This window comes from Corynebacterium sp. KPL2895, assembly GCF_040225815.1.
GTDB lineage: Bacteria > Actinomycetota > Actinomycetes > Mycobacteriales > Mycobacteriaceae > Corynebacterium > Corynebacterium rhinophilum.
Genome location: NZ_JBEHFY010000012.1, coordinates 1 through 22,587, shown reverse-complemented (window position 1 = coordinate 22,587; position 22,587 = coordinate 1). Strand labels below are relative to the sequence as shown.

General features: G+C 60.5%; 20 protein-coding genes. 6 read left to right on the top strand and 14 right to left on the bottom strand.

Annotated features, from left to right (window positions below; all coding sequences use genetic code 11):
• Positions 1–77: 77 nt before the first annotated feature.
• From ABRP95_RS06825 to ABRP95_RS06775, 11 genes are all read right to left on the bottom strand, one after another.
• Positions 78–458, bottom strand: coding sequence for a hypothetical protein (locus tag ABRP95_RS06825; RefSeq protein ID WP_284782315.1), 381 nt, complete (start codon positions 456–458; stop codon positions 78–80).
• Positions 458–2,260 carry a BCCT family transporter gene (locus ABRP95_RS06820; RefSeq protein ID WP_349838280.1) on the bottom strand — a complete coding sequence of 601 codons (1,803 nt, stop codon included), beginning with the start codon at positions 2,258–2,260 and terminating at the stop codon, positions 458–460. The genes ABRP95_RS06825 and ABRP95_RS06820 overlap by 1 nt, the downstream gene beginning before the upstream one ends.
• 145 nt (positions 2,261–2,405) lie before the next feature.
• Entirely contained in the window at positions 2,406–4,097 is a 1,692-nt protein-coding gene (locus ABRP95_RS06815; protein ID WP_349839134.1) for an FUSC family protein, read from the bottom strand.
• A 60-nt stretch (positions 4,098–4,157) separates the two neighbouring features.
• Positions 4,158–5,606 (bottom strand): ATP-binding cassette domain-containing protein, encoded by a 1,449-nt coding sequence (locus ABRP95_RS06810; protein WP_284850056.1) that lies wholly within the window; start codon positions 5,604–5,606, stop codon positions 4,158–4,160.
• On the bottom strand, positions 5,603–6,424 hold the full coding sequence (locus tag ABRP95_RS06805) for an ABC transporter permease (protein WP_284782320.1): 822 nt from the start codon (positions 6,422–6,424) through the stop codon (positions 5,603–5,605). Before ABRP95_RS06805 ends, ABRP95_RS06810 begins: the two co-directional genes overlap by 4 nt.
• Positions 6,421–7,386 carry an ABC transporter permease gene (locus ABRP95_RS06800; RefSeq protein ID WP_284782322.1) on the bottom strand — a complete coding sequence of 322 codons (966 nt, stop codon included), beginning with the start codon at positions 7,384–7,386 and terminating at the stop codon, positions 6,421–6,423. Before ABRP95_RS06800 ends, ABRP95_RS06805 begins: the two co-directional genes overlap by 4 nt.
• On the bottom strand, positions 7,383–8,903 hold the full coding sequence (locus tag ABRP95_RS06795; protein WP_284782323.1) for an ABC transporter substrate-binding protein: 1,521 nt from the start codon (positions 8,901–8,903) through the stop codon (positions 7,383–7,385). The genes ABRP95_RS06800 and ABRP95_RS06795 overlap by 4 nt, the downstream gene beginning before the upstream one ends.
• A gap of 189 nt (positions 8,904–9,092) precedes the next feature.
• A complete protein-coding gene (locus ABRP95_RS06790) occupies positions 9,093–10,112 on the bottom strand; it encodes an LLM class flavin-dependent oxidoreductase (protein ID WP_284784790.1) in 1,020 nt (339 codons plus the stop codon).
• A gap of 187 nt (positions 10,113–10,299) precedes the next feature.
• Entirely contained in the window at positions 10,300–11,727 is a 1,428-nt protein-coding gene (gene brnQ, locus ABRP95_RS06785) for a branched-chain amino acid transport system II carrier protein (protein ID WP_284770255.1), read from the bottom strand.
• Positions 11,728–11,940: 213 nt separating this feature from the next.
• Entirely contained in the window at positions 11,941–13,071 is a 1,131-nt protein-coding gene (locus tag ABRP95_RS06780) for a MalY/PatB family protein (RefSeq protein ID WP_284770256.1), read from the bottom strand.
• Positions 13,072–13,113: 42 nt separating this feature from the next.
• Complete coding sequence (locus tag ABRP95_RS06775; protein WP_284782327.1) at positions 13,114–15,000, bottom strand: ABC transporter ATP-binding protein; 1,887 nt, start codon at positions 14,998–15,000, stop codon at positions 13,114–13,116.
• A gap of 168 nt (positions 15,001–15,168) precedes the next feature.
• On the opposite strand from ABRP95_RS06775, the gene ABRP95_RS06770 reads away from it, so the two are divergent.
• Entirely contained in the window at positions 15,169–15,717 is a 549-nt protein-coding gene (locus tag ABRP95_RS06770; protein WP_284782328.1) for a hypothetical protein, read from the top strand.
• Entirely contained in the window at positions 15,714–16,256 is a 543-nt protein-coding gene (gene idi / locus ABRP95_RS06765; protein WP_284782329.1) for an isopentenyl-diphosphate Delta-isomerase, read from the top strand. The genes ABRP95_RS06770 and idi overlap by 4 nt, the downstream gene beginning before the upstream one ends.
• A gap of 12 nt (positions 16,257–16,268) precedes the next feature.
• Here the strand turns inward: idi and ABRP95_RS06760 are convergent, their stop codons facing one another.
• The gene (locus ABRP95_RS06760) at positions 16,269–17,531 is read right to left on the bottom strand and encodes a carboxylesterase family protein (protein WP_284851395.1); all 1,263 of its coding nucleotides are present in this window, start codon (positions 17,529–17,531) and stop codon (positions 16,269–16,271) included.
• 56 nt (positions 17,532–17,587) lie between these two features.
• Here ABRP95_RS06760 and ABRP95_RS06755 point away from each other — a divergent pair, with 56 nt between their 5' ends.
• From ABRP95_RS06755 to ABRP95_RS06740, 4 genes are all read left to right on the top strand, one after another.
• Positions 17,588–17,773 (top strand): hypothetical protein, encoded by a 186-nt coding sequence (locus tag ABRP95_RS06755; protein ID WP_284782333.1) that lies wholly within the window; start codon positions 17,588–17,590, stop codon positions 17,771–17,773.
• On the top strand, positions 17,766–18,041 hold the full coding sequence (locus tag ABRP95_RS06750; protein ID WP_284782336.1) for a hypothetical protein: 276 nt from the start codon (positions 17,766–17,768) through the stop codon (positions 18,039–18,041). The genes ABRP95_RS06755 and ABRP95_RS06750 overlap by 8 nt, the downstream gene beginning before the upstream one ends.
• Before the next feature lie 151 nt (positions 18,042–18,192).
• Entirely contained in the window at positions 18,193–20,025 is a 1,833-nt protein-coding gene (locus tag ABRP95_RS06745) for an AMP-dependent synthetase/ligase (RefSeq protein ID WP_349839133.1), read from the top strand.
• Positions 20,026–20,249: 224 nt separating this feature from the next.
• Positions 20,250–20,930, top strand: coding sequence for a hypothetical protein (locus ABRP95_RS06740; protein ID WP_005284226.1), 681 nt, complete (start codon positions 20,250–20,252; stop codon positions 20,928–20,930).
• Between the two features lie 131 nt (positions 20,931–21,061).
• Here ABRP95_RS06740 and ABRP95_RS06735 read toward each other — a convergent pair whose 3' ends face one another.
• Positions 21,062–22,027 carry a hypothetical protein gene (locus ABRP95_RS06735; RefSeq protein WP_284782339.1) on the bottom strand — a complete coding sequence of 322 codons (966 nt, stop codon included), beginning with the start codon at positions 22,025–22,027 and terminating at the stop codon, positions 21,062–21,064.
• Between the two features lie 360 nt (positions 22,028–22,387).
• The coding region (locus tag ABRP95_RS06730) for a transposase (protein WP_349839132.1) at positions 22,388–22,587 on the bottom strand (200 nt) is incomplete at its 5' end.

Here is a 22,587-nt window from a genome sequence, read left to right as displayed (position 1 = left end):
CGAGGGCTGAGCAGCGTTTCTTTCGCCCCGCCGACGTGAATACGCGCATTTCACATCGCGATTGCGGTGCTCGGAGGTTAAGGCCGTCGGATAATGGCAGAGGCCAAGCCGATGAGCGCGATGACGCCGACAATGATGGAGGCCACCGGCCAGTATTGCGGGAAGTACTTGAGCGTATAGCCAAAGACCTGACCGTCATCGAAGTGCCGCGCCAAGGCGAAGGGCATCCACCACAGCTTACTTACTGCGAGCACCGCGCCCAATACACCGGCGATGACCCGCCCGCGCCCGCGTAGAAATAAACTGGCGGCCACGAGTACGATGCCGGCGATGGTGAGCGCGAAGAGCAGGGGAGTGTTCGTGCTCAGCGGCGAGCCGCGCAATAAGAATTCGTGGTCAATCTCGTGCTGCTCGATAAGGGTGTAGCCATCGAGGACAACTTCGCTGGGAAGACCCATTACTTCACCTCATCCTCTGGGGCGTAGCCATCGGACCATTCGCCGGTTTCGAAGTCATAATCGACGTTTTCGCCTTCTTCGTCCGTGCGCTGGTACCACTCTGTATAACGGTCCGCGGTGGAATCGAAGTCGTGGCCGGCCCCGCGGCCATCTTCGGCATGTTGGACGGAGAACTCGAATTCATCGCCATGCTCTGCGATGCCCCGCATGACCGCATTATCCATCGCCGAACGGGCATAGGTGCGGCGGATGAACATCGGATCAGAGCGCAAATCCTTGATGAACGCCACCATCATGGTCAGCAGCACGAGGCAGAAGGGCAGGGCGGCCAGAATGGTGAGGTTTTGCAAGCCGGTGAGCACGTCCTCGCCGCCGGTTAGCAGCATGACGATGGCGATGCCCATCATGCACAGGCCCCAAAAGATGACGATGAGCTTATTCGGGGTTGGGTCGCCCTTGGAGGACATGGTGCCCATGACCACGGAGGCAGAGTCAGCCGAGGTGACAAAGAAGACCGCGAGGATGACCAAAAGGATAAACGGGGTGATGGTGCCAAGGGGAAGATCCTGGAACATCGAAAAGAGCACCTGTTCATTGGAGGATTCCCCGTCGAAGCCCTCTACGCTGTCTTGGTTGAAGGAAATGGCGGTGCCACCAAAGATGGTAAAGGCCAACGCCAAAATGGCGGTGGGCGCGAAGATAGTCACGGCGGCGAATTCGCGAATGGTGCGGCCGCGGGAGATGCGGGCGACGAACATGCCCACAAACGGCGTCCATGCAATCCACCAGGCCCAGTAGAACGCCGTCCAGTAGGACTGGAATTCAATTGTCTCATCGCCCCACGACAGCCCCTTGGCCATCATGGGCAGGAATTGATCGATATAGACCACGATGCCCGAAGGAATCAGGTTCAGCAGCAATAGGGTGGGTCCGACCAAGAATACGAAGGCAATAAGCCCCAAGGTCAAGGTGATATTGAAATTGGACAGGTAGCGCACGCCGCGCGCGACGCCAGAGACCGCGGAGATGATAAACGCGCAGCCTAAGACGGCGATGACGATGATGAGCGCGGAATTGGTCATGGGTCCTGCGCCGCGAATGATGCTGACGCCTTGGCCGATTTGAATAGCAGAAAGCCCCAGGGTAGCGGCGGTGCCGAAGAGGGTGGCGATAAGCGCCATGACATCGATAAGCTTGCCCAGCGGGCCGTCCGTGGCGCGGGAGCCGAAGAGCGGCTGGAAGATGGAAGAGATGAGGGGAACGCGGCCGCGCCGGTAGGACGAATAGGCAATCGCCGCGCCAACCAAAGCATAGGCCGCCCACGGGGAAATGCCCCAGTGGAAGTGCGACTGGGCCATGGCTTGGTGCAATGCCTCGACGGAGTTACCGTTATCCACGGTGTGCGGAGGAGGGCTGAGGTAGTGCGATAGCGGCTCGGAGGGGCCGTAGAAGAAGATGCCGACGCCGATGCCGGCGCCAAACATCATCGCTACCCAGCTGAAGTAGCTGAATTCGGGCGTTTCCGTATCCGTGCCGAGCTTAATGCGGCCGAGGCGGGAGAACCCGATATAGGCCATGGTCACGGTGGCCAGCAGCATCGTGATGTTCAGCAGCCATCCGGTATTGGTGATGGCCCAGTTAAAGGCGGTGGAGGAGGCGGCGGCCAGGTTATCGGGCATGGTAATGCCCCAAATGATGAAGGCCACGATGAGGACAGCGGCGATGGAAAATAACGATTTATCCAGTCCGAAGCGATTGCGTTGGTCCTCAACGCTGATGCCGGGCACCAGCCCGGGGTGCATATTGTGCGGGTAGAGCCCGACGGCGCTGCCCTTATCGTGTGGTTCGAGAGAGCGCTTATAGGCGCGGGAGGAAGAAGTCACGGTGTCCTTAGCTCGGCGAGGGGTAGTGGTCTCAATTGTTCAGCACCGCGACGTAATTCACAAGCTAGCGCTGTTGGGCATGCGCGGCGTGAATCTGCTTGACGATGCCATCTAGTTCCTCCCTGCTCGCCATCCTGAACGGGTGCGTGGAGCAATAGTCGAGCAAGAAATAGCCCGCGTGCTGGATAGCGATGTGCCGCTGCCACAATTCGCGGGCGGTGGCGGGGCTATCGGCGGCGAGGGATTGCATGGCGCGGCGCTCGGATAGCAGCTCGTATTGCAGATCGCGGCGGCTGGCAAGGACCTCTTCGGGAGTATTGATAAACAGCAGCCCGAGCAGGGTGGACATGGATTCCATGGCGCGGGTTTGCAGGCGGTGCTGGTTGCGGATGGGCGCGGAGCGCTGCCAGAACCACAGCACGATGGTGGCCACGATGATGGAGATGAGGACCTCGCTGATGCGCGCCTGGATGGTGGGCCAGAGGGGGCGCTGCGCGGAATTGCCCATCAGCAGCGCGAGCGGGGTGGAAAAGATGACGCAGATGGCATAGTTCTTGGCTACAAAAATCTCTGCGCAGAATTGGCAGGCGGCGAGGGCGAAGAGCAAGCTCCACCCGGACACTCCGAAGTAATGGAAGACCGAAAACAGCATGACGCCGACGATGGATCCGAGCATGCGGTGGATGCCGCGGACGGTGCCGGCGACGTGGTCCGGTCCCCACTGCAGCATGAGGAAGGCGGAGACCACGCCCCAGTCCGGGCGGTCAAAACCTAAGGACAAGCTGACCACCGTGGTAATAGCGGCGGACAACACGATCTTCTGCGTGGTCACCATGGCATGCGAGTCCCGCACCGCGGCGCGGTAGATGCGGTAGCGGCCGGTGGGGCGGGTGTGCGGGATGGCGGTGCGGTGCGGATCCACATCGGTGGCGTGATCGGTCAGCAGATCCGAAGAAGATCCCAAATCCAGCGCGCGGTTATGCGCGACGATGCGCCCTTGGGCCTGCAAGGTGCGATCCACTAAGCCTGCGGCGGCGGTATTGATGATGCGGCCGCCGCGGATGATGCCGGCATCGGCAAGCGCTTGCCACGCCGTCGACAGCGCCGTTTGGGCCTGGTGGTGGCGGGCGAGGGAATCATCCTCGCCGGAGACAAACGCAGCGGTGGCCTTTTCCAAGGCGGCGACGGCGCGGCGTTCGGGGCCGTGCACATCAATGAGCGCGGGCGCCATGCCCAAAAGCAGGCTGGCCAGCACACCGGTCAGGGACCACAGGAACAGCTGGCTAACGCTCGTATCCGTCCGCGCCAACATCACCGAACCGCCGCCGACCAAGACGAGGAAGAAGGCGCCCGGCGGCGGCAGGCGCAGCGCGTTCTGGGTAAAGCCGCAAAGCGCGGCGAGCAGGAGGGAATAAAGACCGGCGAGCAACAGCCACCAGTGCCCGTGCCCGGGGACGAAAATGAGGTGGCCGACCAGCACGCCCACGGTCGCCACGGTGGTCAGGGCTAAGCCAGCGGTGAGGATGACGCGGGGCCGGGTGCGAAAGGGGTGGCCTTCGCCGAAAATCACGGCGAAGGCGCCGGTGGCCAGCAGCAGGATGGCGTAGTCGTGGCCGGTGAGCATGGCGAAGGCGCCGGGAATTAGCAGCGCCAAGGCCGCGCGCCGGGCACCGGGCCAGCGCACGGAGGCGGTATTAAAGGCGGTCAGCAGCTGGGTGGTGCTGGGGCGTTGCGGGATAGGGTGGTCGGTGCTCACGAGCCTGCGGGACTCCTTTCGCTAGAAATGTTTACCGCAACCACCTTACGCCGCGCGAGCTTATTGCCCAGCGGCGGCGATGAGCCGGCGGGTGTAGTCGCTCTTGGGCTTCGACCACACGCGCTCGGTGGGCCCGTGCTCGACCAGTTCGCCGCGGTTGAGCACGGCGACCCTATCGCAGAGCCCGCGCACCACGGAGAGGTCATGGGTGACAAATAGCAGGGTCAGCCCGCGGTCCTCGATGAGGCGGGCGAGCAATTCCAGCACCTGGGCTTGCACGGACATGTCGAGGGCGGAGACGGCTTCATCGGCAAGCAGGATATCCGGTTCGCCGCATAGGGCGCGGGCGATGGAGATGCGTTGGCGTTGCCCGCCGGAAAACTCGTGGGGATAGCGGTCGAGCGCCTCGCCGGAAATGCCCACTTCTTCCAGCGCGGCGGCGGCGCGCTCGCGCTGCTCGGCCTTGGACAGGCGCCCGGGAATGGCTTCGGCGATGGATTTCCAGATCTTCAGCCGCGGGTTCAGCGAGCCTTGCGGGTCTTGGAATACCATCTGCACGCGCCCATCCACGGTGCTGGTTCCAGAGGTCGGGGCATCCAGCCCTGCCACGATTTTTAGCAGGCTGGTTTTGCCGGAACCGGAGCCGCCGACGATGCCGAGCCGCTCGCCGCGGCGCATGCGGAGATCGATCCCCGCCAGTGCGGCTTGGGAGCCATGCTGCTTGCCGATGCCCTCCAGCATCACCACATCCTTCCCCTCACCCGCCGGGGTGAGGGCGAAGTCCGGCGGCTGCGAGGCCGAGACCAGCTCTTGGGTATAGGCGTGGCGCGGCTGAGTGAGCACCCGCTCGGTGCGGCCTTCCTCCACGATGTCGCCATCGCGCATGACCAGCACCCTCGGACACATGCGCTGGATGACGTTGAGGTCGTGGGTGATAAAGAGCAGGGCGGTGCCGCGTTGTTCGGTAACGCGTTCGATGACGCGGAGGACCCCGTCCTGCGTGGTGGCATCGAGGGCGGTAGTGGGCTCATCGCAGATGAGCACGTCGGGGCTGCCTGCCATCGCCATGGCTAAGAGCACGCGCTGGCGCTGCCCGCCGGAGAGTTGGTGGGGAAAGCGCGAGGCGAAGTCGGCGTCGAGGTCGACTTCTTCTAGGGCCGCGGCGGTATCGTGCGCGCCGGCGTGGGTGAGCTGGGCACTAATGCGCATTAAGGGATCCAGCGCGCTCATGGGTTCTTGAAAGACCATGGCCATGGTCTTGCCGCGCAGCGGGCGGATGGCGGAATCCCGCGCGCCGATGATCTGGTGATCGGCCACGGTGACCTCACCGGTGGCGGAAATGCTCGTGGGCAGCAGCCCCATGATGGACAGCGCGGTCAGTGATTTACCGGAGCCGGATTCGCCGATGATGCCGAGCTTTTCGCCCGCCTCGAGCTCGAAGCTAATAGGGCCGACGAGGGAAGATTCGGAGGCGCTGAGGCTGAGATCGCGCACGCTTAAAAGGCTCATCGCGTGGCTCCTTTCATGCGGGGGTCGAGGGCGTCACGGAGGGCATCGCCAAGCAGGTTAAAGCCCAAGACCGTGGCGGCGATGGCAAGGCCTGGCCAGAGGGCCTGGAGGGGATCGGTGCTCAGCAGCGATTGGGAATCCTGCAGCATGCGGCCCCACGAGGCGGCCGGGGGAGGGGTGCCCAAACCGAGGTAGGACAGGCCCGCCTCCGCGAGGATGGCGAGGGCAAAATACACCGAGGCCTGGACGATGATAAGGCTCGCGATATTCGGGAGGACATGGCGCACCGCCACCTTCCATCCCGGCACGGCGGAGATGCGGGCGGAGGCGATATAGTCCTGCGTGACCACCTGCAGCGTGCCTGAACGCGCCACGCGGGCAAAGGACGGGATGCCGGAAATACCGATGGCAATCATGGCCGTGAGCGTCGATGGGCCCCAGACCGCGCCGGCGATAATGGCGAGCAAAAGCGCCGGGAAGGCGAGTACGACGTCGGCGCCGCGCATGACCAGCGCTTCTACCCAGGTGCCGCGGCGCATGCCCGCGAGGATCCCCAGCGGGATGCCGATAAGCCCTGCGATGCCGACGGCGATAAGCCCCACGAAGACCGTGATTTTCGCGCCCGCCATGATGCGCGAGGCGGTATCGCGCCCGAAGCGGTCCGTGCCCAAGAGATGATCTGCGGTGGGGCCGGACAGCCGGCTGCCCGGTTGCGCGAGGGTGGGATCGTACGGCGTCCACACCAGCGATACGAGGGCGATTACTACGACCGCGCCGACGAGCACGGCGCCTAGCCAACCAGAAAAACGCATTTTCATCGTGCGTCACCTGCCTTGATTCGGGGATCGATGAGGCGGTAGGCGACATCGGTAAGCATGTTTACTGCCAGCGCGAAGGTGACCAGCAGCATGACAAGCGTCTGCACCGTGGTCAGATCGCGCACGGAGACTGCATCGAGCAGCATGGAACCTACGCCGGGGATGACGAAGACGGATTCAATGACCACGGCGCCTACCACCATCGAGGTCAATTGCAGGCCAGACACCGTCAGTACCGGCAGCGCGGCATTGCGCAGCCCGTGGCGGCGCAATGCCTCCCGCGGGGAATCGCCCAGGGCGCGCGCGGTGCGGATATAGTCTTGGTCCATAACGTCGAGCACCGAGGAGCGCATATAGCGCGTGAGCATCGCACCCTGGACCAGGGCCAAGGCGATGACCGGCAGGATGAGGTGGCGCAGGAAATCGCCCACGCCGCGGTTAGGTGGCACCCAACCATTGGCCGGCAGCCAACCCAGGTGGACTGCAAAAATGGCCACCAAGATGATGCCGACTAAGAAGCTCGGCACGGCGATGCCCAGCTGCGTTCCCGCAGAGACCAAGCCGGCAACCCGCGAATTGCGGTTATGCGCCAGCCACATGCCAATGGGAATCGCGCAGGCCAGCGCCAAGGCCATGGCCAGGCCGATGAGGATGAGCGTGACCTGCAGACGGTCAAGGACGAGCGGGGTGATGTCCTGCTGCGAGGACAGTGACTTGCCGAAATCGCCGGTGGCAAGGCCCTTTACCCACTCGCCGTACTGCGTGAACAGCGGACGATCGAGGCCGAGTTCCGCGCTGAGCTCGGCGATGGCGTCATCAGTGGCATTGACCCCCAACGCGACGCGCGCCGGGTTGCCGGGCACGGCGCGCATGAGCGCGAAGATGATGAGGGAGGCGAGAAAAAGCGTGAGCACGAAGCGCAGCAGCGGCCGGATTATGGCCTGTGCCCGAGAACTACTCATTGGTCCTCCTTTTTGTCGGTGAGATCGCGCAATACGATCGCGTCGGTGACTTGATCGGTGTGCAAGCCGCTGATGCCGTGGCGCGTTAGAACGACATTCGGCATATTCATTACGGTCAGCGCGCCGGCATCGGCCATGATCTGGTCCACGACCTGCGTCATGCGGTGGGGATAGTCTTCAGGCGCTGCGGTATCGGCCTTTTCGAGCAGCTCGCGCGTGCGGGCGGAATCGTAATTCAGGTAGTAATCCGGGTTGCCAAAAAGCGCCGGGATATCGCGGGCCTCCACGTGGGAGATAATCGACATCTGGTAGTCCTTGGCACCGTGGACCTGGCCCAGCCACACGGCGGGGAACTCGGCGGTTTCGAGGGTGACATCGAAGCCGACATCGGAAAGCTGCGAATACAGCAGCTCGGAGATGGCCTGGGCATAGTAGAGCGTGGGCACGGTGATGGTAAGTGGGGTGCCTTCGGCGCCGGCATCGGCAAGCAGCGAGCGGGCCTTATCCGGGTTGAAGTCGTAATAGTTCTTGCCCTCGAACCAAGGATCGGTAGGCGGCATGGGCGCGCCGCCGGTATCGGTGGCCATGCCGGACCACACGATGTCATTGGCCGCCTCGCGGTCGACAGCGTAGGCCACGGCCTGCCGCACGCGCGGATCGTCGAAGGGGGCGCGGTCATTATTCATCGATAGCAGGACCTCACCATTGGTGGTGCCTACGTTGGTATCGATGGAATCATCCAGGGAATCGAGGATTTCGGGATTACCCACGCCCCAGACGACGTCCACTCCGCCCGAACGCAGCGCGGTGACCGAGGAAATGGCATCGGGGAAGTAGCGCACCGTGACATCGTGCTCAGACGGTGTGCCCCAGTAATCATCGCGCTTGTGCAAGGAGACGAATTCTGAGGGGGAAAATCCAGCCACCTCGTAGGGGCCGGTGCCGATAGGCTTCGCTGCAAGGTCATCCACGCCCTTAGGTGACATCATCGCGCCGATGGTGGTGCCCATGGACCACAGCCAGCGGTTAGAGGGCTTTTCCAGGCGCACCTTGAGGGTGTGATCATCGACCGCGGTGGCGCTTTCGACTGGGTCCATTGCGGCGGAAATGCCGTTGGCCCAGTCATTTTTTACGTAATTAATGGAAAAGGCGGCGGTCTGCGCGGTGAAGGGATCGCCGTTGGAGAAGGCCACGTCATCGCGCAAGTGAAAGGTATAGGTCTTCGCATCTTCACTGATGTCCCAGTCCTTGGCCAAGCCTGGGGTGATGGATCCATCTTCATCGATGCGCACCAAGGTCTCATAGACGTTATCCATGAGCACCGACGGCGCGGCGGCCCCACCGGTAGTGGTGAAGTCGAGCGAGGTGGCCCCCGAACTAGATGCCACCGTTAGGGCGGCGTTGTCGCCGGAGGTATCGACCACCGCCGTATGGCCCGCTGAACAAGCTGTTATCGTGCCCAGCGCTGTCACCATCGCGAGACAGCCCAGCGCTGAGCGCGCACGCAAAATTTTCATAGATGAAGAATAACTTGTGTGTTACTCAACACATAAACGCCCTAAAACCATTCGGGGGGAGGCATATATTGCCATTAATTAGGGCCATCTCAGCGGGTTGTTTTGCGGCGGGTTCGGTAGCGCTGCGCGGCCAGCGTTGAGGTCGAGGGCGGCCCAACGCGGCGCTGTGTAGCGCAGCGAGGCGGGGGTTTAGCGCGGGGTGCCCGCTACGTTGGCTGGATCGAGCTGCCAGCCCTCAGCAAGCACGTGCATGTTCTTGATGACGTTTTCGTGCGAGCTGGACTGCAGGGAAATCATCAGCTCATCGGCCTTGGCGTGCTCTTGGAACTTCTCCAAGTATTCGGTGACTTCCTTGGTGGTACCGACCGCGGAGTAGCGCAGCATGTCCAGGATTTGCTGGCCTTGGTAGGACTCGATGATTTGCTCTACCTGCTGGTCGGTCAAGTACTTGCCGCGGCCGGCGAAAGACTTCACGCGGTTGAAGCACACGCGCTCGTACTCGGCTTCTGCCTCTTGCATAGTATCGGCGGCAGTGACGTTTACTCCGGCGATGACGTAGGGCTCGCTAAACCGCTCGGAAGGCTGGAAGTTTTCCCGGTAGTAGGTGGTTGCTTCCTCGAGGTGCTGCGGGGCGAAGTGGGAGGCAAAGGCATAGGGCAGGCCGAGTTTTGCCGCGAGCGAAGCGCCGAACATGGACGAGCCTAGAATATAGATAGGAACGTTCGTATTAGCACCGGGAATCGCGCTGACCCCGGGGATATAGGCCTTGCCCTCGAGGTACGCATTGAGCTCTTTGACGTCTTCTGGGAAGCGCTCGGCGGATTGCCCATCGCGGCGCAGCGCACGGCCCAAGGTATTCATGTCCGTGCCGGGGGCACGGCCGACGCCTAGGTCAATGCGGTCCGGGTACATCTCTTCCAGGGTGCCGAACTGTTCGGCGATGACGTACGGCGAGTGGTTGGGCAGCATCACGCCGCCAGAGCCCAACCGGATGCGTTCCGTCTTAGCGCCGATGTGTGCGATGAGGACGGCAGGCGCGGAGGACATAATGGACTTCATATTGTGGTGCTCGGTGTACCACATGCGGGAATACCCCAGTTTTTCGGCTTCTTGGGCTAATTCCACCGACCGGTTAATGGATTGGGCAGGGGTTTCACCGTCATAGATGGTGCAAAAGTCCAATACGGAAAGTGGCGCGTGATCAGTCATGGGAAAATAATCCTTTTTCTCGCGGGGATAGTACCTATAGTGCAACGGTACGCGGGGCGGGGCTATTCCGTCCTTTTTCACGCGACCATGCGCATCCCGGCGACCCAAGCTGAGTTGAACCGCAGACAGAAACCCGCCGCGGAACCCGAGGAATGCGGGCCCGCGGCGGGGAGTGGAAGGAGAGAGCTTAGCTCTTTGGCGATGCCGCTGCATCGAGCGGCGAGTCAACGACGGCATCGCCGTCAGCATCGGCCGCCGCGGTCACGGAGTTGGAGTGCTTCTCGCCAGCCTTGGTGGAGATATCCACAATCAGGCCAATGATTGCCGCGATGACGGTAGGTGCAATCCAGCCGAGATCCACCGCTTGGCCCGGCGCCAGCGACAAGATGGGATCCAGGGCGGCGGTGCCCCAACCCTGCGCGGAAATGACGGTCAGGGCGGACCAGATGACCGATACCCACAGGGCAAGGCGGTAGGTCCAGTAGAACACGACGGACCTCTTTACCGCCGGCTGGATAAGCGTGAGCAGGATAAGGGAGATAGCCGGTGGGTACAGGAAGGTGATAAACGGCACCGCGATGGACAGCACAGTGTCGAGGCCTTGGAAGGCGAAGAGGATGGACATCGCGGTAAAGATGCAGGCCCACAAGTGGTAATTCGTCTTCGGCACCAGCATCTCGAAGAACGCGGAGGTGGCGGTGATAAGGCCCACCGCGGTGGTCAGGCAGGCGAGGACGACGATGGCGGAGAAGAGGGCCTGGCCGAAGGTGCCCATGGTGAGATTGGCGGCCTCGGCAAGCAGCGGCGCACCGGATTCATAAGACTGGCCATCGGGCAAGGTCTGGCCCACCCAGGCAAGGCCCAGGTAGATGGCGGCAAGCAGGATACCGGCGACCAGCGCTGCGGTAATGGTGCCCTTCACCAGGGATTTTTGGGTTTTAAAGCCCTTAGAGCGCAGGGAACCCACGATGACGATGGAAAAGGCCAAGCCAGCGATGGCGTCCATGGTGTTATAGCCCTCGAAAAGGCCGGTGACCATGGGGGAAGAGACGTAATCTTCGGTGGGCATCTGGGGATCGCGCGGGTGATTCAGCGCCGCCAAAGTAATGAGGACGACCAGCAGCGCAACCAGGGCCGGGGTGAGGAATTTGCCCAGGGTATCGATGATGGAATTGGGTTTCCACGCCAGGCCCAGCGCGATAAGGAAGAAGACGGTATTGAATGCACCGCTGGCCATGGTGCCTTCCCAGCCCAACAGGGGAGTAATCGCCGTTTCCATGGATACCGCGCCGGTACGCGGGAGCGCGTAGAAAGCACCGATAGAAAGATAGGACAGGGCGGAAAAGACGACGCCGAAGATCGCGCCGCCATTTGCGCCTAAGTCACGGACGGAACGGCCGGAAATCGCGACCGCGATAATGGCCAGGACGGGCAAGAGCACGCCGGCGGCGAGGAAGCCCAGCACGGCGGGCCAGAAGTTGGTGCCGGCGGAAACGCCCACCATCGGTGGGAAAATGAGGTTGCCGGCGCCGAAGAACATCGAAAAGAGCATGAGCGAGGCAATGACAACGGTGGCCTTGCTCTTGGGGGTGCCTGAGGCAGTGGTGGTAGCCATCCTGGCTCCTTAACATTGCGTACTAAAACCATCAGCCGCGCCGAGAGCCGAGGTGGCGAGGGCGCGACCAGGAATGTGAATTCTGTAGCCCTATAGGGGCTATTCATGTAATGAGATATTACTGCCCACCTGTTGAGAAATCAAAGCATGGTGAAAATACAATAAATGCCCCATCGCGTGTGCGATGGGGCGAGGAGAAAGGGTGGCTGGGAACTAGTCGAGCTCGGCGAAGGCCTTTTCCATGCGGTCGAGTGCCTCGCTCAAGATTTCGCGGGAAGTGGCGAAGTTCAACCGCGCATGACCTGGGCCACCGGTGCCGAAGGTATCGCCCTCGTTGAGGGCCACGCGGGCGTTTTCGCGCAGCCACTTGGCAGGTTGCGGATTGCCGGCGATGGCGGTATCGGAAAAGTCCAGCCACAACAGGTAAGTGGCTTGGGGCTGCGTAGTCTTCAGTCCAGGGATGCGCTGTGGCAATTCTTCTACCAGCCAGTCGCGGGTCTCGCGCAGGTACTCGATTTCCTCGTCCAAGAAGCCCCCGCCGTGGCGGTAGGCGGCCTCGGCGGCAAGCACGCCCAAGGTGCCGGTGCCGTCTTTGGCCACGCCGGTAAGCCCGTTCCACTTCTGGGCATCGGCGGCATTGGAAAAGATAATCTGCGCGCACTTGAGGCCCGCGGTATTAAAGGCCTTGGAGGTGGCGGTGACCGTAATGGTGCGCTGCGCTGCTTCCTCGCTTAGCGATGCCACCGGAATATGCTTTCCTTCATAAACCAGCGGGGCATGGATCTCATCGGCCAAGATGCGGCCATCGTATTTCTCCGCCAACTCCACCAACCCGCGGAGGTAGTCCTCCGACAAGACGTGGCCGTGCGGGTTATAGGGGTTGGCCAAGAGAATTGAACCGGCGCCGTCTTTGAAGGCTTGCTCGATTTCATCTAGCTCGAGGCTGGTTTCGATCTTCTCGCGCCCCGCCGTGCGGGGGAGTTCGAGCAGCGGTGGGTAGGAAGGTACGGGCACGATGACGGGGGAATCATCGCGGGTAAAGTACTGCACGCCGAGCAAGAGGCCGCGGACGACATCGCCTATCCAGAAGATGTGATCGGCATTGGGGCGCCAGTCGTAGCGCTCCGCATAGAAATCGGCGACTGCCTCGCGCAGCCCCGAGGCCTTGGGGGAGGGGGTATAGCCGAAGGTTTCATTATCCACCATCTCCTGCAGCGCCTTTTTGACGGCGGGGGCGGTGGGGAAATCGGACTCCGCGATCCACAGCGGGAGGATGTCCTCATCAAAGACTGTCCACTTGCGGGTACCGCGGGCTTGCAACTCTTCTAGGCTAGGAAACTGCATGCACACAAGCTTAACGCTTTAAGCGCAGCAGTCCCAGTGGATTTATTCACTTTCTTCGCCGTGCTGGCTGTGGGAGTTGGTGCCGGTGACAAAGCCGTACTTTTTCAGCCGACGGCGGTCCGCGGCGGAGCTGGATTGGGTGAGTTTGAGCAGCTCGGCATAAATGCCGCCGGATTGCGCGAGTTCGGCAGGCGAGCCCATTTCATCGATCCGCCCTGCCTCGAGGGTGATGATGGTATCGACATCCGCGATGGTGGATAGGCGGTGCGCGATAATCAGCGTGGTCCGGTCTTTCATCAGCTCATCCAGGCCGGCTTGGACGGCGCGTTCGGCCTTGGTATCAAGCGCGGAGGTGGCCTCATCGAGCACTAAGATAGGGGCATCTTTCAGCATGGCGCGCGCAACGGAAACGCGCTGTTTCTGCCCGCCGGAAAGTTTTAGCCCGCGCTCACCGATTACCGTGTCATAACCATCCGGGAAGGCCTCAATGAAGTCATGGGCATTGGCGCGCTTGGCGACGTCTACGATTTCTTCCTCCGTGGCCCCAGGCTTGCCATAGGCAATATTGTCGCGGATGGTGCCCGAAAAGAGGTAAGACTCTTGGAAAACCACGCCAACAGAGGCGCGCAAGCGAGACGCAGTGAGGTCATCGACGCGGTGGCCTAGTACATCGAGGTGGCCGGCCGAGGGGTGATAAAGGCCCAGCAGCAGGTTGACCAGGGTGGATTTACCGCCGCCCGATTCGCCCACGAGCGCGACCTTCTGGCCCTCGTGGGCGGTAAAGGAGATGTTGATGACGACGGGCTTTCCTTCTTCATAAGCAAAGGAGACGTCATCAAAGGCAAAGACCGGCGCGCCGGGGGTTGGCTCTAATGGGGTGATGGGGGTGAGGTTGAGCTCGGGGGTGCCGGAATCCGTGATGGCGGCGACCAGCTCGCGTGGGGCGGTGGGCTCCAAGTCTTCTTCCATGACCTTGAAATAGTCGCGTGAGCCGGCGATAGCGCGCTGGGCCGTATCGATCATCCAGCTCATCATGAATACGGGCTGTTTGGCCATGGTGACCATTTGCAAGAGCATGACCATATCGCCGATGGAAAAGTGGCCTTCGAGGGTGCGCCAGAAAATGACCGCATAGATGCCCAAAAAGATTATGGCCATGGCGATGCCGCGGAAGGTATCCATCATGTGCCACCAGCGGGACTGCGGCCGCGTGGTGTCAACAACGGTGCCATAGCGCTGGGCAAAATGGTCCAGCTCGCGGGATTCGGCGACGAAGGATTTGGTGACCTTGACCTGGCCTATGACCTCAGCAAAGCGGCCATTGGCCTGGTCGATGTTTTCGTTTTTAATGGCCTCAAATTTTTGCCAGCGCTTCGAAGTTAGCGCGGTTAGCCACATATAAATGGGGAAAAGCAGCGCCAATAGAATGGTCAGGGGCCAGTAATACCAAGCGGTAATGGCTAATACCGCGATGGTCTGGATGATCATCGTGAAAAAGTTATTGGCAAAGGACTGGATAAACTGCGTGATATTCGCGATAGAGCGATCCAGCCGGGCAATGATTGTGCCGGTGACCTGATTATCGTAATAACCCTGCGGCAGCGCCAAGAGCTTGGCAAAGTAGCGATTGGATAAAATTTGTCGCAAGCGCGAGACCATGACATCGCCGATATAGCTGCCGACATTCCGAAATAAAGCATTGGCGGCATCGGCCAGGAAAAGGGCGAGGGCTAGGAAAAGGACGGCCCGCAGGGCATCGCCAAGCGGCTCGTTTGTTTGTAGCGCCTCAACGATAATGTCGGTGGCTTCCCTGGTAAGGAAGGGTGAAATCAACGCAAGGACGGCAGTGACCGTCGCTGCGAGCAACACGCCGAGATAATAGGGCCACAGGGCAGAAGCGCTGCGGGTAATGCGTACGAGGGATTTCATGAAGGGATGCTCAATTCAAAGACGCGTGGAGGGAGAGTACCTAAAAGAGACATTCCAGTATGCCACACGCCACGGCGCGCAGCCCAGATGCATACCTTGGGCCGGCTTTCGGCTAAAGTATCTGTGCAGAAATAAACTTAATCTTCGCGTGCAAAGGATCCATCCACGGTGAAAATTTCTCACACTTTAGGCGCAGGCGTGGTCAGCCTTCTCGCCGTGACCCTGGCCGGATGCAGCATTCTCCAGCCGGAAGAGACCGGGTTGGGGGACAATATCACCGTCTCCAGCTCGGAAGAAGCGCCTTATCAAGCGGAAGACACCGACGATAAGGAAGTTACTTCCAACCTGGCGAGCCCGGTGAAAGATGCCGGCCTCGGCGTCAGCTGGGAGCTGCAGGGGGTTTATACGGATAGTAATTCCGGCGGTTCCGTGGTGACCATTTTGCTCAAGAACGAAAACGAAATGGCCCTGCCCGCCGATGCTTTCGACGACCCCGTCCTCGAGCGCGCCGACGGAAATGGCGGCTGGTCTAAGGTAAAAGCCCTGCCGTATGACGAGAACTCCGCGCCTGGCGTGGAACCCCCGGGCCTCGATCACCCGCTGGGCGCGGGTGCCGCGGTTAACCTGCAATATCGTTACGATGTCGCACCGGGCAATCTCTGGAATGCCCGCCTACACATTGGAAACGTCACCTGGGTGGGGGATCTGAACCTATGACGGAACGGGTAGTCCTGGCGGGTGCTGATGGAAAAGCCATTGGTACTGCCCTCAAATCCGAGGTGCATACCACCGACACTGCCTTGCACTTTGCCTTTTCCGCGTGGGTTACCTGCCAAGGAAAAGTACTCATCACCCGTCGGGCGCTGAGCAAACAAACCTGGCCCGGCGTGTGGACCAATTCCTTCTGCGGGCATCCTGGTCCGGGGGAGTCGACTGCCGATGCCGTCATTCGCCGCGCCGAATTCGAGTTAGGGATTCCGGCAGACGCGCTGTCCAACCTGCGCGAGGTGTTGCCCACCTTTTCCTACCGCGCGGTAGACTCCTCCGGCCTTGTGGAAAATGAAATCTGCCCCGTCTACTGCATAGAGCTCGATTCCCAGGCGCAGTGGCAGCCGAACCCGGACGAGGTCGACTCCTGGGAATGGGTCGAGCCAACCCGCCTCATCGCCGCAGCCGATGCCGTGTCGGCGGTATTTAGCCCGTGGATGTGCGAGGAACTGGCGGAAGCTGAGTTGCGCACGGCGCTTCAGGCGTAGGCACAGCAGCAGTTAGTCTTCCTCATAAAACGCCGCGGCCACGTAATCCAGGGTGGCATAGGCAATGCGCCGATCCCCGGTATCCAAATCAAATTCGAGCACGCGGTGGTCGCTGCCATAGCGGGGGAAACCCGCCTCCCCTGTGGTGGCGAAGTGGCAGAGCCACTCATTTAGCTCGCAGTCGGTGCCGAAGAGCGGGTAGAGCTCATCGCAGTGCAGCGCCGGCTTAAGCTTCCTCGTAAACTCCATCATCCAGGTAGGCCCCGGAGCGCCGGAGGCTACCTGCGCCGTCCAGCGGCGAACGAGGGAATCGCCTATCATCCGGCCCATGAGGCGGTCCGGGTCCACGTACTGCGCGAGCTGGCGCCATTGCGTGTAGCGCCCGTGTGGGAAGCCGAAGCGCTGGGAAAGGTAGTTACAAATAAACTTGCCCAGGGCCATATTATCGATGCGCTTGCCGGCTGGAAGATCGTAAAACTCATCCCGGGTGGAGCTCACCACGATGGGGATATCCGCCAATTCAGATGCCTGCATTGGTGCCGGGCCGAGGGCCAAGTCATAGCGGTGCTTCTTGCGGAACTTTTTATAGCCCTTTTCTAGTGCCTCGGGCGACAGCGATTCCAGGGCATTGGGCTCGATGGGTACCGACAGGCACCTGTGCAATCCCGCCACGCGGTGCTCAAAGGTATCGCGGGGATAGGCAGGCGATAGGGCGAGGACGCGCCGAAAAGCACCGCGGTAGTGATCGCGCCGGGCAAGCCACAGGCTAATCGCCGCACCGGCGGATTGGCCTACCAGGGTGATATTCGTTTTATCCCCGCCAAAGGATTCGATATTGTCCTGTAACCACTCCAAAGCCAGCACGCAGTCATCGATGCCGCGGTAGCGGTCCGCTTCATCGTCAGCAAAGCGAGCAAAACCGGCCAGGCCCACGCGGTAGCCCACCCGGACTTGGATGATGCCCTTGCGGGCCGTCACCGTGCCTGGCACCCGCTCGTCCTCATGCGAGCCGCCTTCAAAGCTTCCCCCGTGGATATAGACCACCACGGGGCAATCCGCAGCGTTGTCGGGGGCGGTGATGCTGAGTGCTACCTCATCCGGTTGCGGTGTGCGTGCATCCTGGTCGAGGGGTTTTTCCAGCGGCCGCGCTGGGGCAAAGCGGCTAGGTATTTCGCAAAAGCGCAGCGAATGAAAATAGGAGAGGCCATCGCGGCTAAAGCCGGTGATACGTCCAGATGGGGTGGCAATGGTGACGGGTATCTGTGCGCTCGACATACCTGCCAGATTACCGTGGGGCAGTAATATAAGAACCCATGGAGTGGTTGACTGACGTGAGCAGCGCATTTTCGCAGTTCTTGGTGCAGGCGGCCGTGTGGGTACAGATGATCATCGTGGTAATCATCGTGGTTCCCATCATGATTGGGCTGGCCTGGTGCCTGATGTGGGCCGTAGACCGCAGCGCCGGCCTAATTTCCCAGTTTCGCAATCGCGGCACTACAGTAAAAGACCATGGCTGATCAACATTCGGAGGGCACGGGCGATAACGCAGCGAGCGGCGACGTACCCGGCGCCAGCTCGGATAGGATCCAGCCGGTAGATCCCCGCGAAGGCCTGTGGGATCCAGAGCGCAAAAAAGATGAGCGCGCCGCAACTACGCCGGTTGTCGGCACCTCCCAGCCCGTTCGCCGCAAACGCTCTCTGCCTAAATCCCGGGTCTCGCTCACGCTGTGGTCCATGATTGCGTTGGTTCTCATCGTTGCGCTAATCGGTAGCCTGTGGCCCTAGGGCAAATTGGTGGATTACTCTAATAAATGGACCGCTCTGATGCTATAAGCCCTGAATAATTACCACTTCGATCGTGGGTGAAACGCGTTGATTCGCCATCCGGTTGGTACAGTAGGCACAGATTATTATTAGCTGTGCGAAAGGACATCGCGTGACCCTGCAACAAGTGCACACTCCGGCGGAATTTACCATTGAGCCGGGGGAAACCTGCCTCACCGCCCTGATGGATACCGCGAAGAAGCGCCCGCACGGCGTGATGTTTACGCGCCCAGCTAATTACGAGTGGGTTAATGTCACCGGAAAAGAATTTATTGATGAGGTCTTTGAAGTAGCTCAAGGCTTAATCGCGCTAGGCGTGAAGCAGGGCGATCGCATTGCCCTCATTTCTGCTACCCGTTACGAATGGTCCCTGCTGGACTACGCCATTTGGGCAGCCGGCGCGGCATCGGTTCCGGTCTATCCTTCCTCCTCTGCCTCCCAGGTGCGTTGGATTATCGAGGATTCCGGGGCGGTACTTGCGATTACCGAAACCCGCGAGCACTCCGAATTGGTAGAAAACCTGGTCCTACAAGACGACGGGGAACCAAACCTAAAAGGCTCGCCGTCGCGGCTGCGGCGCGTATTGGAGATTAACTCCTCCGCCATCAATACCTTGAAATTCGAAGGCCGCAGCGTTGGCACCGACGAGGTGTCTGCTCGCATTGCCGCCACCAATACCGATGATCTTGCCTCCTTGGTTTATACCTCCGGCACCACCGGTCGGCCGAAGGGTTGCATCCTGACGCACCGGAATTGGCTCTCGGAAGCTAGGGCGCTGACCACCAATCCCATCGGCGTATTCGCCGTGCCGGGTAGCCATACCCTGACATTTTTGCCCTTGGCCCACGTTTTTTCCCGTGCCGTATCGATTGCCGTGGCTATTCGCGGTGCTTCGCAGAATCACTGGTCCGATTTTTCCACCATCTCCATCGAGTTTGCCCGCTCTCGCCCCAACGTGATTTTGGGCGTGCCGCGCGTATTTGAAAAGGTCCGCAACTCTGCGGCCTCTAAGGCAGCGGATTCTGGCATCAAGAGCTTCCTTTTTGAGCAGTCCGAAAAGATCGCCATCGAATACTCCAAGGCACTCGATACGCAGGAAGGCCCAGACCGCCTGCTGAAAATTAAACACAAGCTCTTTGACAAGCTGGTCTATTCCACCATCCGCCAGGGCGTGGGCGGCAATGTTCGGTACTGCATTACCGGCGGCTCCGCGATGGGCCACGATTTATTGCACTGGTTCCGCGGCATCGGAGTTCCCGTTTATGAAGGCTATGGCCTGACCGAGACCGCTGCGGCCGCGGCCGTGGACTACTTGGACCAATCCATTGGTACCGTCGGACCGCCGCTGGGCGGGGTGACCATGCGTATTAACGATGACGGCGAAGTCTGCATCAAGGGCGGCATGGTCTTCCAAGGGTATTGGAATAACCCCGAGGCCACGGAGGAAGCCTTCGAGGATGGCTGGTACAACACCGGTGACTTGGGGGAAATCGACGATGATGGCAAGCTCACCATCACCGGCCGCAAGAAGGACTTGATTGTCACCGCGGGCGGCAAGAATGTATCGCCTGGCCCGATGGAGGATATTCTGCGCGGCCACCCCCTGATTTCGCAGGCCATGGTCGTAGGCGATGGCAAGCCGTTCGTGGGAGCGCTAATCACCTTGGACCCGGATATTCTCAAGCGGTGGAAATTGGACCACAATATCCCAGAAAACCGCTCCATGAGCGATATCGCTACCGACGCCACCCTGCGCGCCGAGGTGCAAGACGCCGTCAACAAGGTGAACTCCACGGTCTCCCACGCGGAGGGCATCAAGAAGTTCTACATCCTAGAAAGCGACCTTACTGAGGATGAAAATGAGCTCACCCCAACGATGAAGGTCAAGCGCAACGTGGTGGCCCAACGCTATGCCAGCGCTATTGAGCACATTTACAAGCGCTAGAAAGAGCCCAAACGGGTACACCCGGGGATTTTATTCCCCGGGTGTTTTCCTTCTTGCAGGTCACAATGGCGCAAGCGCGAACCTGCCATAAACCTGTGAAACGCTTCGGAGTGTCGCGCTCTCGCGGTGGGCGATCTGGCATAGAGTCATGAGTCGTCGCCGAAAACCTCAACCTCTACTAGAGGTTAGAAAATGAAAACCGCGGAAGGAGTGGCTCGAAGCCTATGCAGAAGATCGCCGCCGAGCTGCGTCACCGCGAGCTCACCCAGGAGATTTATAATATCGGCGACGAAGTCGCGGAATACCTCGAGCACCTTATTGAAGCAATCGAGGATTGGGATGAGGAACTATCCATGGATTGCCTGGCAGAACTCGGCGATATCGTCGACGATGCCCGCGTGGACTCGGGGCGCTGCGTGGGTGAGCTAATTGGGCTTCGCCAAGCGCTAGTGTCCGGCGTGCGTTCGGGAACCATTTCTGCCGCTCCCTCCGGCGCGAATGATGCGGAGGAGCCGGAGCAGCTCACCCCGCGCCTATTGGATGAGCGCTATCCCATTGCCAAGCCCATCGTCGTGCACGAACTGGCAGAGGCGCTGCGCCAGCGCACACAGGCGGTAGCAGATTACCTCCGCGAGGTCGTGGAATACGTGCTGGCGCAAACCGATGCCGTCGCCCGCAACCTCGACATGGTCTCCCTGCCGCACCTGTATAAGTGCACCGGGGAATCAGCGCTTATCGCCGTGCAGGCGTGGAAGCACACCGTGCTCGATACGCACCCGGCATATGTGCGCTCCATGCGCGGGCATAATCCGCCGCAATTCCTAGAAGAACGCGCCCGCATTGCCGCGGTCGTAGAAAAAGTCCGCGCTAAGCGCGAGGCGGCACGCAGGGCCACAACTGCATAAATCCTTTAGACTTCCTTGCTTAAAGCAAGGGGATTTTAGCGGCCACCGAGATTCCCTCTCTCGGTGGCCGTTTCATTTGTAAATGACCATTCCGCGAATCTGTTGATAGCTCGGGCGGCACCGGCAATAACTTAGTGGCAGGATCGCTGGGTGCGTACTGCGTTCTGGCGCGCAGAGATAGTGGCAGTGACCTCAGAGATGAAGCGTCCCGGGTGCTGTACTAACTGCCGCGGGGAAAATCGTATGACGGTAAAACCCGCATCGTGCAGGCGCTTTTCGCGGGATTGGCCGGTTTGGTCCCGCGGCTTCGTTGGCATCGTGGTGGCCGCGGCGTCGTCTGGCCTCCCGACCGCTGTGGAAGAAGCCCCGGCCGTATGGTCATCGTTCGGTTCAGTGATGTCGATGATGTAGGTCTTATTGATACACAACTCCGCGGTAATGCCGGGAAGGGCAGTGTACTGAACCTCGAAAAACATTGGCCACGGAAAATCCGCCTGGATGAGCAGGGCGCGGGCAAAGGAAGCAAGGGGAGACGGGGAGGCGGCGCAGCTGTGGTGGATCACGTCCCGGACGACCGCGCTATTGCGCACCCTGCCCATCCGCGCGAACTCCTGCCTGAGTTTCTTCTTCGTTATCCCTGCCCTCAAGGCAGAGTCGGCGGCAATGAGGCCTTCGCGAAAACCGTGGAATCGGGCGATATCGATCACAGCTCGGGCTGGCGAAACGGTGCGGGAGCCATGCACCAGCATCGGTTCGGGTAATTTCGTTTTGCGGTACATGCGTTCTGGATGGCGCCGGTCCTTATTTGGCAAAGAGTTATGGGGAAGGGCCATTTCCACCTTTTCTTCCGCGGAGGCAAGCACCCATAGCCCGTGGACGCGGGCGGCGGACTTAGAGATGAGCACCGCGGTATAAGCGCTGCGGGCGGCGGCGATGGCGCGCAGGCGCAGCTGGGAGGATAGGCTCAAACCGTGGTAATGGTCGCGGTGTACCGCGATGCGGGGTGCGAGCTTGAGGTAGGTGCCGTTATCGAGGTCGCGGCCGAAGGTGGGATGGTTGTGCCGGATGGAAGGAATATTAGTTAGTGCTTTGCTCATGACCCCGAGCACATATGAGGCGCACGATGCCTGCTACCCGAATGCGCGCGAGGCTGTGGAGTTCTCGTTGAATCTTCACTAAGTGTGAACCGTGGTGCTCGAGTGGCGCCACGAGCTTAAGTTATCCACACCCGCGCTATGGGTGGGTTGCGCGACTGAGCTCGATTAGTACGAATCGATTACCAAGCTAGCGGCATGCTCGCGCAAATAATCTCGAAGGTAGGGCAGGGCAAAGTCTACTTGGCCACTGGCTGGTATCTCGATTAAGGTCAAGTCCGTTTGAGTGGTGTTTCTACCTTTCGATAGAGCATGCAGTGTGATGGTGTCAGGGGCCAGCACGTGCTCGGTGCTTTAACTGGTTCATGCGACCTCCTTGGTGGTGTCAGCGTCTATGACGTTGGCGGTAATCAATGCTTTGGTCTGTTCCAGGCTGGTTAGTGACATGTAGCGGTTTTGCTGGATCCAGTCATCGTGTTGTTCTGTTAGGACAGCACCAACAAGGCGCACGACAGCGTCACGATTGGGGAAGATGCCTACAACATCCGTACGTCTGCGGATTT

Bases quoted from the DNA above. Each gene is read 5' to 3' on its own strand.
- brnQ (WP_284770255.1), bottom strand. From the start codon at position 11,727: ATGGCTACCACCACTGCCTCAGGCACCCCCAAGAGCAAGGCCACCGTT.
- ABRP95_RS06735 (WP_284782339.1), bottom strand. From the start codon at position 22,027: ATGAGCAAAGCACTAACTAATATTCCTTCCATCCGGCACAACCATCCC.
- ABRP95_RS06820 (WP_349838280.1), bottom strand. From the start codon at position 2,260: ATGCACCCCGGGCTGGTGCCCGGCATCAGCGTTGAGGACCAACGCAAT.
- ABRP95_RS06760 (WP_284851395.1), bottom strand. From the start codon at position 17,531: ATGTCGAGCGCACAGATACCCGTCACCATTGCCACCCCATCTGGACGT.
- ABRP95_RS06740 (WP_005284226.1), top strand. From the start codon at position 20,250: ATGCAGAAGATCGCCGCCGAGCTGCGTCACCGCGAGCTCACCCAGGAG.
- ABRP95_RS06750 (WP_284782336.1), top strand. From the start codon at position 17,766: ATGGCTGATCAACATTCGGAGGGCACGGGCGATAACGCAGCGAGCGGC.
- ABRP95_RS06780 (WP_284770256.1), bottom strand. From the start codon at position 13,071: ATGCAGTTTCCTAGCCTAGAAGAGTTGCAAGCCCGCGGTACCCGCAAG.
- ABRP95_RS06810 (WP_284850056.1), bottom strand. From the start codon at position 5,606: ATGAGCCTTTTAAGCGTGCGCGATCTCAGCCTCAGCGCCTCCGAATCT.
- ABRP95_RS06795 (WP_284782323.1), bottom strand. From the start codon at position 8,903: ATGAAAATTTTGCGTGCGCGCTCAGCGCTGGGCTGTCTCGCGATGGTG.
- ABRP95_RS06775 (WP_284782327.1), bottom strand. From the start codon at position 15,000: ATGAAATCCCTCGTACGCATTACCCGCAGCGCTTCTGCCCTGTGGCCC.
- ABRP95_RS06800 (WP_284782322.1), bottom strand. From the start codon at position 7,386: ATGAGTAGTTCTCGGGCACAGGCCATAATCCGGCCGCTGCTGCGCTTC.
- ABRP95_RS06790 (WP_284784790.1), bottom strand. From the start codon at position 10,112: ATGACTGATCACGCGCCACTTTCCGTATTGGACTTTTGCACCATCTAT.
- idi (WP_284782329.1), top strand. From the start codon at position 15,714: ATGACGGAACGGGTAGTCCTGGCGGGTGCTGATGGAAAAGCCATTGGT.
- ABRP95_RS06825 (WP_284782315.1), bottom strand. From the start codon at position 458: ATGGGTCTTCCCAGCGAAGTTGTCCTCGATGGCTACACCCTTATCGAG.
- ABRP95_RS06805 (WP_284782320.1), bottom strand. From the start codon at position 6,424: ATGAAAATGCGTTTTTCTGGTTGGCTAGGCGCCGTGCTCGTCGGCGCG.